The 12,806-nt window shown below is 35.0% G+C and carries 9 protein-coding genes and 3 pseudogenes; 2 read left to right on the top strand and 10 right to left on the bottom strand.

Annotation, left to right across the window (positions count from 1 at the left end; translation table 11 throughout):
* Positions 1–7 precede the first annotated feature (7 nt).
* Entirely contained in the window at positions 8–1,231 is a 1,224-nt protein-coding gene (locus AC806_RS02610; RefSeq protein WP_069028726.1) for an amidohydrolase family protein, read from the bottom strand.
* A gap of 41 nt (positions 1,232–1,272) precedes the next feature.
* Here AC806_RS02610 and AC806_RS02605 point away from each other — a divergent pair.
* Positions 1,273–2,391, top strand: a pseudogene (locus tag AC806_RS02605) (transposase); the annotation flags it as partial.
* 156 nt (positions 2,392–2,547) lie between these two features.
* Here the strand turns inward: AC806_RS02605 and arcC are convergent.
* From arcC to AC806_RS02565, 8 genes and pseudogenes are all read right to left on the bottom strand, one after another.
* Entirely contained in the window at positions 2,548–3,483 is a 936-nt protein-coding gene (gene arcC, locus AC806_RS02600) for a carbamate kinase (RefSeq protein WP_069028725.1), read from the bottom strand.
* Between the two features lie 18 nt (positions 3,484–3,501).
* Positions 3,502–4,062: pseudogene (locus AC806_RS02595) on the bottom strand (MFS transporter); the annotation flags it as partial.
* A 201-nt stretch (positions 4,063–4,263) separates the two neighbouring features.
* Positions 4,264–5,586 (bottom strand): IS1380 family transposase, encoded by a 1,323-nt coding sequence (locus AC806_RS02590; protein WP_069028724.1) that lies wholly within the window; start codon positions 5,584–5,586, stop codon positions 4,264–4,266.
* Between the two features lie 149 nt (positions 5,587–5,735).
* On the bottom strand, positions 5,736–6,635 hold the full coding sequence (locus tag AC806_RS02585) for a BglG family transcription antiterminator (RefSeq protein WP_069028723.1): 900 nt from the start codon (positions 6,633–6,635) through the stop codon (positions 5,736–5,738).
* Positions 6,636–6,805: 170 nt separating this feature from the next.
* On the bottom strand, positions 6,806–8,107 hold the full coding sequence (locus AC806_RS02580) for a PTS sugar transporter subunit IIC (RefSeq protein ID WP_014123932.1): 1,302 nt from the start codon (positions 8,105–8,107) through the stop codon (positions 6,806–6,808).
* 6 nt (positions 8,108–8,113) lie between these two features.
* Positions 8,114–8,404, bottom strand: coding sequence for a PTS sugar transporter subunit IIB (locus AC806_RS02575; protein WP_014123931.1), 291 nt, complete (start codon positions 8,402–8,404; stop codon positions 8,114–8,116).
* 14 nt (positions 8,405–8,418) lie between these two features.
* Positions 8,419–9,813, bottom strand: a pseudogene (locus tag AC806_RS02570) (glycoside hydrolase family 1 protein).
* A complete protein-coding gene (locus AC806_RS02565; RefSeq protein WP_014123929.1) occupies positions 9,806–10,141 on the bottom strand; it encodes a PTS lactose/cellobiose transporter subunit IIA in 336 nt (111 codons plus the stop codon). Before AC806_RS02565 ends, AC806_RS02570 begins: the two are co-directional and overlap by 8 nt.
* A 717-nt stretch (positions 10,142–10,858) precedes the next feature.
* On the opposite strand from AC806_RS02565, the gene pnuC reads away from it, so the two are divergent.
* The gene (gene pnuC, locus AC806_RS02560) at positions 10,859–11,563 is read left to right on the top strand and encodes a nicotinamide riboside transporter PnuC (RefSeq protein ID WP_069028722.1); all 705 of its coding nucleotides are present in this window, start codon (positions 10,859–10,861) and stop codon (positions 11,561–11,563) included.
* An 86-nt stretch (positions 11,564–11,649) separates the two neighbouring features.
* Here pnuC and AC806_RS02555 read toward each other — a convergent pair whose 3' ends face one another.
* Entirely contained in the window at positions 11,650–12,798 is a 1,149-nt protein-coding gene (locus tag AC806_RS02555) for a glycerate kinase family protein (protein ID WP_014123927.1), read from the bottom strand.
* Positions 12,799–12,806 lie beyond the last annotated feature (8 nt).

Raw genomic sequence — 12,806 nt, 5'->3', positions numbered from 1 at the left:
TTTTTATTTAGCGAAAAATTTTAATCTCTTTTTTGGTTTCCACTGTAATCCGCCCATTTTTAATCACATACAGCCTGGTTGGAATATCGATAATCGCATCTTTTACTACTTTCGTATCAAGAAGCACGACATCTGCTTTATTCCCTTTTTCAATCCCGTATTTTTCTAAACCGATGGCTTTAGCTGGATTTGTTGTGATCATAGGTAACACAGTCACAATGTCATCTGCTCCTCCTAAATGAGCCGTAGGAATCGCAAGCATCGCACTTTGTAAAATATCCCCATTACCATAAGGAGTAAAAGCATTACGGATATTATTTGTACTAATAGAAACGTTAAGACCACTATCACGGAACTTGCGAATCGGGGTAATTGCCCGTCGAACATTATATTCGTCATGACGTGCGCCTAAATGCAAATCAGTCGGCGGCAAAGAAATCACGTGAATATTTGCTTCTTTCATCAGCTCAATGATAGGATACAATTTTTCATCAGGTAGCGCATGCATAGCAGTAAAATGTCCAACTGTTACACGTCCTTGATAACCTTCTTCGATAGTCTTTTTACACAGATACTCAATGGAAATATTATCTGCTTCATCGCTAAAGTCCTGATGCAGGTCGATGTCTTTATCATACTTTTTAGCGATTTCAAAAATTAAATCAATATGCTCATTAGCAGGAGCATCGTTATACGGAATTCCTCCAACAACATCTGCCCCTTTTTCCATTGCTTCATGCATCATTTTCTCTGTCCCAGGCGCTTTAAAAATCCCTTCTTGTGGAAAAGCAACGACTTGAATATCAACTAGGTTTTTGTATTCTTCTTTCAAGTCCAAAATCGTATCAAAACCCGTAAAACCTTGCGCCGGATCAAACTCTGCATGAGAACGAATGGCTGTCACGCCGTGAGCCACAATCATATCTAATACTCTTCGTGCACGATCGTAAACATCTTCTTTAGTAAAGGTGGGCTTTAACTCTGCAGTAACCGTTATCGCTTCTTGTAAGGTTCCAGATTTATTAGGGCGGCGATCTGAAATTAGTGCTTTATCCAAGTGGACATGACTTTCTACAAACCCTGGCACTAAAACACGACCCTTTGCATCGATCTCTTTTTCTGCTTGTTCTCCTATATCTTCTGCGACTTGAGTGATCTTCCCATCATCAATTGCAACATCCTGTAGAGGCCGATCATCTTCAATTCGAGCATTTTTAATCAATAAATCCATTTGTTATATCCTCCTAATAAAGTTTAAGCTATGCAAAAATAAAAGTGGAAGCGAACGCGAATAAGTATACTTTTGTTTGGAAGAAAGCGGTCGATCGCTTCTATCCTAAATTAAAAGAAAAAGAAATGAAAATTTATGAGGAAGAAATCGCGCCTTTGATCGAACAGGAAATGATACGAGAAAATAACGACGCATTTACAAAAGAAGAAATTTTCACGCTAAATGATCTTTTACAAGAAGAAATTGAAAAAGTAAACGAAGAATTACAAACGGTTACAAAGAAAGAACAAAGCAGCTCTTTAAAGAAAAAACGTCGTCAGTTAAAAAAGTACCGAAACCAATGTCATAATGATTTTATTCCCAGAGAGCAGAAATACGAAAGGTATTATAAAACGTTTAAAGGACGAAATAGTTTTTCTAAAACCGATCCCGACGCAACTTTTATGCGTATGAAAGATGACGCTATGATGAATGGGCAATTGAAAGCTGGTTATAATGTGCAAATTGCGACAGAAAACCAGTTCGTTTTGCATACCCAAATTTATCCCAATCCAACGGATACCCAAACATTGATTCCTTTTATGAATACTTTTCCAGAGAGCGTAAAACCTTCGACCTATGTGGTCGCAGATGCTGGCTATGGCAGCCAAGAGAATCTTGAATTCCTAGAAAGTTCACCTTGGACGGGAATCGTAAAATATGGCATGTATGAAAAAGAGCAAAAACGGAAATATCTTCAATCAGAAAAAAATTTAGCCAACTGGACCTACATACAAGAAGAAAATGCTTATGTCCATCCCGATGGGACGTATTACGCCTTTGATTATATTCGACGGCAGAAAACGAACACCGGATATGTAAGGTTTTCTCATGTTTATCGCTCAACGGACCCTTTTTATCAAAACGGGAAAAAGTCTTTATGGATAAACTACGACTATGAAGCCCACAAATTAAAAATCAAAGAAAAGCTTTCATCAAAAGAAGGCGCGAAACGTTACGGACAGCGTAAAATCGATGTGGAACCCGCCTTTGGACAAGTGAAGGCGAATTTAGGTTTCACTCGATTTTCTGTCCGTGGGCAATCTAAGGTGGAAAATGAAACCCAACTGATCTTTATGGCGAATAATCTACGAAAATACCATAAAAGAAAAGAGAAATAAGGAAAGAAAAAGGAAAAATCCGGGGAAGTTTGTTAGTTCATACAAACTTTCCCGGATTTTTTTGTGATTCAAAGTTAGGTTAGGCTTTTTGTCCCAGCTTCTACTTTTATTTACAGTTTCTGTTAGCATTCCTACTATACCCAACGATCCAAAGCTTTAGTCGTCTACAATAATCGTTCCCTTATCTTCAAAGATATGTGGAAGATTTTCAATTGACGTAATAATTGCTTTACGGTCGTTGTGTCCTTTGACAAATTTAAGTGCGGCTTGCACTTTCGGTAACATACTACCTGCTGCGAATTGTTCTTCTGAAGTATATTGTTCTGCTTCAGAAACAGTAATGGTTTCTAACGCTTTTTGATCTGGTTGATTGAAGTTAACATAAATATTATCAACACCTGTTAAGATAATTAAACGTTCAGCGCCAACTTCTTCAGCAATAACACTTGCTGAAAAATCTTTATCATTAACTGCCTCGATACCTTCAAATTGACCATCTTTTTCAACAACAGGCACACCGCCGCCACCAGAGCAGATAGCCACAGCATTTGAAGCAATCAGTGCATTCACTGCTTCTGTTTCTACCATTTCTTTAGGCATTGGAGAAGCCACAACTTTACGATAACCTCTTCCTGCATCTTCTTTAAAAACAGATCCATCAGCTTTAGCTTCCTCATCTGCTTCTTCTTTTGACAAAAATGGACCAATTGGTTTAGATGGATTATCAAATGAAGGATCATCAGCATCTACACGCATCTGTGTCACTAATGAAACAACAGGTTGAGACATTTGCAATTTGTTAAATTCATTAATTAACGCACTTTGAAGCCAGTAACCAATGCTACCTTGTGTCATTGCAACACAAGTATCTAACTTCATTGCAGGATTTTTCTCACTTTCTGCTGCTTTTTGTTGTAATAACAAATTTCCAACTTGGGGGCCGTTCCCATGACAGACAACTACTTTTTCCCCTTCATTAACAAATTTAGCGATATGGATCGCCGCATTTCTTACAACTTCTTTTTGTCCTTCATCTGTAGGATCTGTTTCTAGAATCGCATTTCCACCAAGGGCAATTACATTTACACTCACGATATATTTCCTCCTCTATTATCCATTCACCGGTTTATCTTTAGCCATAAATGAAAAGACAACTAAACCAGCAATTAACAACACACTAGCTAAATAAAAACCAATTTGCATAGAACCTAGGCTATCTGATAAAGCACCAGTAATATATGGCGCTAAAATTGAACCAGACATTCCGATAAAGTTATAAGCACTCAAAGATGTACCCAAAGCTCCTCTTGGCGCATTTTTCGTTACAAAAGTAATCAAAATTGGGTCTAAAGCTAATTTTCCTGTCAAACCATAAATAACTAATACAGTAAGTAAAAGCGGACGATTTGTTACAAAAGCAATCGCAAAGACAGATAACAGCGCAATAGGTACCAATGTATAAACTAAAGGTTTTGCTTTTCCAATTTTGTCATTTACACGAGCAAAAATTAACGCACCTGGGATAGAAGCCCATGGTACAAGTGAAGAAATAAAACCAACGCTTGAACCGGCAAATCCACGTTCTGAAATTAAAAATTCAGGCAACCAAGTAATAATAACAAAGTTAGCATAGATACTAACAAAACATAAAATAAAGGCTGCTAATAAATCCTGGATGATTTCTAAAAAGCTTGTGGATAACTTTCGTGCCGAATGAAAGCGTCTTTTTGATGTTATTGAATCATTTCTTTGCCTTTTTTGGCAAATGACGGTGCTGGACAACTTTCTATATCTAAAAGTGAACATACTTCTTCCTAGAATGTCTTTAAGGCGAAAATCAAGACGCTATTTTTTCTTCTTTTTTTCTCATTTTTATAGATTCAGTCGCTGGATTCTGGCAAGAACGTCCCAGAATAAAGTGTCATAAACATTCGTATTCGAAAGATGGATTTGAATTTGTCGTGCATGCGCCGTCATTCTGCCTGCTATATGAAACAGTTTAAAACGGATGGTATCGATCACTGTCGCTTTTTCTGTCGAAGGAAAGGTTAGATGCTTCATCAAGTGAATAATGTTGTAAGCCATAAAACTTAAGGCTAAACGCGCTTGATTGGCGGTAAACGAAGCGCTATCTGTTTTTTCGGCAAAGAAGCCGCCTTTCATTTCTTTAATGAAGTTTTCCATGTTCCCTCGTTTTTGATAGAGTTGAAAAATCGTCTTGGGATCGAGATTCTCAAAGTTTGTAACGATAAACTGAAAATCGCTAAAAAGTAAGGACCCGGCAAGACGAGTGGCTTTCATGGCGACTCGACATGATTGTCGCCATTTGTTAGCCCGATAGTCCATTAGAAAATATTGCTGTTCGGTTTTCGTATAATCGGTGTCATCTTGATAAAGGACTTGATGTTGAATGTGGTCGAGCAAACGGGCGTTGCTTTTGAGTTTGATCACATAACGGACTTGACGGTCTTCGCAATGGGAAAAAATTTCGGGCTTGGCAAATCCGCTATCTCCACGAACCATGATCAGAGGATCACTGGATCGCTGCTGATATCGATCTAACATCTCCTCGAGATAATCTTCGGCATGGGTAGACGTATAGGATTTTCCGTGACGATGGCGAACATCTAAAGCAAGCCCGGTCAATCCTTCAAAAGTGACAAACGGATGATAGCCATTGATGCCATAGTGATAGATAAACTCGGCTTCTTCTTGTTCCCCGTAGGTGGGACAAGCCGTCGAATCAAAATCGAGCACTAAGTGTTGTGTATTGTCATGGTCTAACCATAGATCCGCTAAGTCTTTGGCTACTTGTGAAAGTTGCGACACATTTTCTGTCGTTAATGTATGCAGAAAGGTCGAAAGCATGGACTGCGAACTAAGGTTTTCTTGTTGAAGCGCTTCTTGAAAGAGGCGATCGTATTGCACTTTATTGGCGTCTCGATCGCGTGAATATCCCGCAATCAATTGATAAAGCCATTGTTTCAAGATTTCTAGCCAGGAATGATGTGAAAATTTGCGGCCATCGTTGATATAAATCCGTTCATTTAATAACTGATCAAAATGAATCTTCTTTAAAAATTCGGCAACCAATACCATTCCGGCATCATTGGTTAAGGCGCCCCCATCATTGGCGATAGAAATTTTCTTTTGAGAATTGAACATTAATGGTTTTTGTTGTAAAGTGAAAGACATAAGAACGCACTCCTTATTGTTATGTTTTGTCGACTTTACAATAACACGAAGTGCGTTCTTTTTGTACACCCAAAAGGTGAAGCAACTAAACTTTTAGAAAAATGAGCATACCAAGGATTGAATCATTCTTGGAAAAATTTATAAATCATTCAGGTATAAAATGTTGTATAAATATTTTCAAACATTTGCTCAACTGCTTTTTTTAAATACTCATTACTTAAATTTTCATTAGCAAGAACCGATCCGGCATACATGCGGTAAATATAGGCAAACTCCTCCTTTGGAAGCTCAATAGAAAATGTTTTCTCTAAAATTTCAACTAATTTCGTCGTCAAATAACTACTTTTCTTATCAATCATAGTAGATAGCTGGATATTTAAATAACTCCCTTTTCTAACGCGCTCAATTAAAACTGCTATATGTAGAATAAATGTAATCGTAGAAAAATCATTCATTTCAATCTCTTCTTTTCGATGAAAAGACACAATTAATTTTGAGAGCTGTTTTAAATTACTTTTTTCAAAATAATCTGAGTATGCCTCTAAGTCTAATTTATTTTCTTCAACTTCTTGATTTAAAAAGCGATTAAAAATTTTTCGTTTATCTTCTTCTTTGCCTTGAATAAATATTTGGTTGTTTTTCCGCTGTATTGGTAAAGAAGAACTATTGTCTTTTAACAACATATAGTTAAGGTCTTTTATATATCGATTTAAGGTAGATTCGCTAATAAAAAATAAATCCGCTAAATCATAAAAATTACAACTTTTATGATCTAATAGTTGTAAAAGCAAGTCATATAAAGCATTAGGACTATCATTTTCCATTTGTAACTGTGTATCATTATCCAATTGCTTCTTAAAGTAAAAGCCTATCCCATTTTTTGAAACAATTTTATTACTATCTAATGATAAATTAATTTGTTGTATATCATTACGAACTGTTTTAGTAGATACTTCTAGGGTTCCTGCCAATTCCTTAGCCGTTAGTGGTTGTTTTGCAACTGCTAGGTATTTTACTAGTCTTTTTTGCCTGGACAAGATATTAGCCATCGTCTTTCCCCCTCAAAAGCAATTAATTTATTAATTATAACAACTTTTTATCTAGTAGTTATCTATAACTAACAAACAGAACTGCCTTAAACACAGTCCTGTTTGTTTTTTCCTATCAATATAAATCTAATTACCCATAACAATCAGCTTATAACCTTCATCATTAAAATTCATTCTTCTGAAACTGTTTCACTTTCTAGTTTAATTAAATTTTTTTCGTATACTTTTAAAAATGGGTAGTAGATTAAGCCATCAATAACAATCAACAAAATAACAAGGACTACTGCTCGCCAATCCATTGTCGATAAAAATGCCCCAATAGGCGCAGGCATTTGCCAAGAAAAAACTGCAAAAGTTTTGCCGACTATTCCTCCTGCCATACACAAGTAAGTAACAATTCCATTAAATACAGAAGTAAAAATAAATGGGAAGAAGAAAATTGGGTTTAACATTAAAGGTGTTCCAAAAATCATTGGCTCAGAAAGCCCGAATATTGAAGGAATAAAACCAACCTTTCCCACTGTGCTTAGTTGTTTTGATCTTGAAAAGATCATTAGTAATGACAAAGCTAAAACCGATCCTGATCCACCAATAATCACAAAATAAGTCCAAAATGGTGTTGTGAAAATCCTTGATAGATCACTCCCTGCCACTTTTTCCGCTGCGTTAATCGACAAATTCCCATCACGAATAGGACCTAATATTCCAGCTAAAGCAGCATCATGAATACCAAAAAACCAGAATAAATGAATCAAGAAAATACTTAAAATTGTAAATGGCAGACTATCTGCTGCTTGCAAACTAGGGGACATCGCTTCATATATAAATTGGACAGCAGTTGTATTAAAATTATGGAAAATAACGAATAAAATCGCAAAAAAGGTCATTAATATTACACCTGGAACTAATGCTGCAAACGTTTCTGATAACGAGGCAGGAACACTATCTGGCATAGTGATACGACCTATATTTTTTTTACGCATCCAATGATAGCCTTCCACAGTAACAATAGCTACAAAAAGGGCCATTAGTATTCCTCGTCCGTCTAAAAAGCTAATTTCTACTTCGTTTCCTTCCCACCCCATCTTCATGGGTGTTAATACTAGCATTAAAAAACCCGCAATGGCAAACATCATCGGTCTTAAAACATCTTCTTTGTAATGACGACACAAAAAGTAGACAACACCCATACATATAAACAATGACATTGCGTTAAGAGTTAGTCCGCTAATCCAGTTTAAAGCTAAACTGTTTTTTTCTGCAAAATCTGCCCAAGCAAGTAAAAAAATATTGGTTGTATCCTCTGTTACAGGAGCTGCATTTAAAATAATGGGAATTGAACCAAATAGAGTAATAGGTAACATTGACATAAAAGCATCCCTTATGGCTTTTAAATGTCTTTGTTGACTTAGCTTATTAGCTATTGGAGATATATATTGATCCATTTTTGCACTAATACTATCAAAATTCATCTTTATTTACTCTCCAATCAATTTTTTTATATCTTCGTACACACCTTTTCCATCCATAATGCCGTATTTCATAGGGGAAATCGCCTCAACGGGTACGTCTACTGCATCTTGAATTTGAGGCTTTAAAAAACGTATTTGCGGGCCAATCAATACTAAAGAAACGTCCTTTAAGTAATCCTTATATTCTGCTTCACTATACGCTTTTACTTCTAAAGTATGATCTGAAGCTGCTTCAATTTTCTTAGCTAACATCCCAGTAGACATTCCTGCATTACAAACTAATATAATTTTTTTCATCACCTTTTACTCCCTTAGTTAATTTTTTTACGTTTAATCTTTTTTCCATTACTTTCTATAATTTCTTTAAACCAATAAAATGAAGCCTTAGGTTTTCTTACTTGTTCTTTTTGGAAATCAATTGCTACAAGACCATAACGTTTTTCCTCACCATTTTTCCACGAATATAAATCAAAAGAAGCCCAGGCAAAATAGCCACGTATCTCCACTCCATAATCTATGGCATTCATCATTGCGTTAATGTGATCGTTCATAAATGAAATACGGTAGTCATCATTTACTTGTTCTACCTCAATATTTTCACGAACTCCTACCCCGTTTTCTGTTACGTAAATTGGCAAATGATATCTCTCCCAGGCTTCTATCAGTCCATCTTGTAAACCTTTAGGATAAATTTCAGTGTCCCAAGCGGTAAACTCACTATTAGGATCTCTTACTTGTTCAAACCACCCTTTAATAACAACTTTACTTTCTCCAGGTTTTCCAGAATGATTAAAAACTAGTTGCGTTTCTCCAGAAGTATAAGGTTTAACTAAAGCACGAGCGTAGTAATTTCACCCAATAAAATCAACCGTATTTTCTTTAATAACTTTTAAATGCTCTTGCTTCATGAAACTAATATCATAGTTTTCGGATAATTTCGCTATTAAATCAATTGGAAACTCCCCTAAAACTGCAGTGTCTAGAACCCAGTTATTACTATAGTTATCCGCATAGCGCATTGCAACGAGTGTTTCAATTGAATTATCTACACCATTTACCGGCGTATAACTGTGCACAATACCTATTTCGCCGTCGTATTTTCCCTGACGGAAAGAACGAACACCTAATGCACTAGCAAACATAACATTATAAGCAGCAATCATTGTTTTCTGTACATCTTGCAAACCTGGTGGATAATTTCCTATAAAATAACCATTAACAACAAACCATTTGGGTTCATTAAAAGTTGACCAATAACGTACTTTTTTACCAAAATTTTCAAAACAAACTTTAGCATAATGTTCAAAAGCGTAAGCTACTTCTAAGTTTAACCAACCCCCTTCATCTTCCCAATATTGAGGTAAATCCCAATGGTATAACGTGACAAAGGGTTCGATATCATTTTTGTGACAAGCGTCTAATACACGTTGATAAAATTCAATCCCTCGTTGATTTACCTCACCTTCTTTATTTTTTATAATTCTTGGCCACGATAACGAAAAACGGTAAGCATTTTGTCCTCCTTTTTTCATCATACGAATATCTTCTTCAAAATGATGATAATGGTCACTAGCGATATCTCCATTTTCCAAGTTATTCTCATGCAAATAGCGGTCCCACATAGATTCTACTTTCCCATCTAAATTCCAAGCACCTTCACATTGATAAGAAGCTGTTGCGCTCCCCCATAAAAAATTATTATTCATTAATAGTCTCCTTCCATTTATATAGTTCAGCTAATTCACCAATCATATCTATTGCAATATCTGTCGATGATAAATGACCTTCAGCGTGGATCATTAGTAAATCAACATCTTTCATACGTTCTTCTGATGAAAGCTTGCGTAACATTTCAGCGTGTGCACGATGCCCAATACGAAGCTCATTTTTTGCCAATTTATATTTTTGATCAAATGTTTCTATATCCCCTTCTTTTACTGCTTTAAGTGCTTCATAAGCTTCACTTTTAGCATTACCAATATGTAAGATGATTGTCATAGAATCTAATTCATTACTTTCGTTTTTTTCACTCATTTCCTTTCCCCCTTCCTTCTATTACAAATATAAACCGTTTCCAAAAAGAGTTAAATTTTTTATTTTCCACTTTGAAAGTGGAAAATATAGAAGTAGTAAGTTATTCGAGATGTAAACTAAACAAAATAACAACTTCCTGAAAAAATTTTATGAGAAGCTGCTATCTTTTTATTTTATTAATTTTTTCGTCTTTTACCGGTTTATAATTACGAAATCATATGCTAATTAAAAAAAATATGCCCAATTGGCTTCATTACTATAAGTATTAACAGTTAAGCACCCTAGTATTGTAATAATTAAAGAAAAGGATTTATCAAAAACACCATAATTTTATTCTTATTTATTTTCCTTATCAATTCTCAGATTGTTATTTTTATTATAAAATCACTAAGATTTTTCAATTTAAACCTCTCTATTTAATAGGATAAAAAGGCTTAATTTTATTTTGTTAACAATTTTTCTTGGCGGCTACTTAAGTGATTTTACAAAAAACCTCTTCACATCATTTATTTCTTATTGTACAATTTCTAGTGGCATAAAATACTATATATTGTGTTTAAATCTATAATCAAACACTTTATTTAGTGTTTTTTTACTTGATTTATATTGAAAAAGTATTGAATTCATAATAATAACTGGAGGAATGTTTACATAGAAAAGAATATTAAAACAATAAAAATAAGTTAGATTAGTAAATTAGATAAGGTGGACAGGAATATGGAACATGGAAGATTAAACGCGTTATATTTAGCAGAAAATAAATTGCATCAAGTAAGTGATGATTCTAAAGGATTAAAACTTTTTAATTATTTTGTGACTTTTGCGATGGTTATCGTTACAGTATGGGGAAGTTTTAATAATGGTTGGCTGAACCTAGCAAATTTAATGTCATGGTTAGGTCTTATTGGAGTTATCGGGATTGCCTACAGATGGAAAGGGAATTTCTTATTTAATATGAGCCAAAATGTTGTTGGATTCATTGTAAATACCCGAGCAAAGCTATTCGGAGATGCTGCGATGTCTTTATTTTTCTTCGGATCTCAAGTTTGGGGGATTAAAGATTGGTTTGGGCATCAAGATAATGAAGGTAAAGTAACTACCCATTCGAAAACAAACTGGAAACAAGTAAGTATTATGATTTTATTTCTTTCTGTTGGTATTGCTATTGTTTCCTACTTTTTAGGCGGAAATTATATTATATTAGACGCTGTAACGAATGCTACAGCTATTATTGCACAAACGATGCACATGAATAGAAACAAAAACGGTTGGATCATTTGGACATTAACAAATGTTATTTCTATTTATATGTTTACTTCTCTGGGCGTAACACAAGTAGCCGTTATGTACACGGTATTTTGTTTTAATAATGTTAGAGGTTGGATTAATTGGACCGTAGCTGGGGAACAAGAAGAAGTATAAAAAATATATTTTAAGAAAAGAGGACGAACTGTTATGCAACTATAACAATTCGTCCTCTTTTAAATTATTACTTCCAAGTTTGCACACTATTTATTAAAACGAAATACCCGGTATGCTTTTTCTGCTGTTCGTTCTATTAATTGCGAGGTTTGTGCTAAAGCTTCTTTTAAAAGCATAGGTTTGTATATAATTTCTAAAACCAAATCTATTCCTTCATTATACACTTTACTCAAATCATAATCTGCACTTCCAACAATTGCAATAACAGGTAGATTATGTTTTTTAGCTAGTTTAGTGACTCCTATAGGCGCCTTTCCTTGTAATGACTGACCATCCATTTTGCCTTCACCAGTTATAACAAGTGAAGCTTCCCCCATTTTTTCTTCAATAGCTAATAAATCAAGGATTTCATCAATGCCACTCATCATTTTCGCACTACAAAATGCAATCAAAGCTAGGCCCATACCTCCTGCAGCTCCTGCTCCATTTTTGTGAATTAATTTTGTATCAAGTGTTTCTTCAACTTTTTTTCCATAGTTCTCTAATATTTCATCTAGCACCGGTAAATCTTCTTCTAAAGCTCCTTTTTGTGGTCCATAAATATAAGAGGCTCCTTTTTCCCCACATAAGGGATTTGTAACATCGGAAAGAATATTAATAGAAACGTCATTAATTCTTTTATCTAAATGTTTCATTTCTATAGAAAAAATCCGGTTTAATTCTTCAGCTCCAAACCCAATTTCTTCTCCATATGAATCTTTCAAAGACACTCCTAAAGCCTGGACCGCCCCTGCTCCACCATCATTGGTTGCACTTCCACCAATTCCTATGAAAATTTCCTCGACTCCATAATCGAGAGCTTTTTTTATCAATTCTCCAGTACCAAAACTTGTAGTTTTAAATGGGTCCATTACCTCGTTTTCAATCAAATGTAAACCAGACGCTTCAGCCATCTCAATTATTGCGGTCTTTCCTTCATTAAGTAGACCAAATTTTGCTTTAACTGTATTACCATAAGGACCTATAACTTCTACATATTCATATTCTCCATTTAGCCCGATTACCAACGAATCTACCGTTCCTTCTCCACCGTCAGCAATCGGAAATTTTAGAACTTCACATACTGGATTTATTTTTAAAATTCCGTTTTCTATATACTGAGCGACTTCATAAGAAGAAGCACTTCCTTTAAAAGAATCACTAGCGATAATTATTTTCTGTTTATTTATATCCATGCTATCAA

It is taken from the genome of Tetragenococcus halophilus, assembly GCF_001712815.1.
Lineage (GTDB): Bacteria > Bacillota > Bacilli > Lactobacillales > Enterococcaceae > Tetragenococcus > Tetragenococcus halophilus.
The sequence above is the reverse complement of the archived record's forward strand: the minus strand, read 5'-3'. Positions and strand labels throughout refer to the sequence as shown.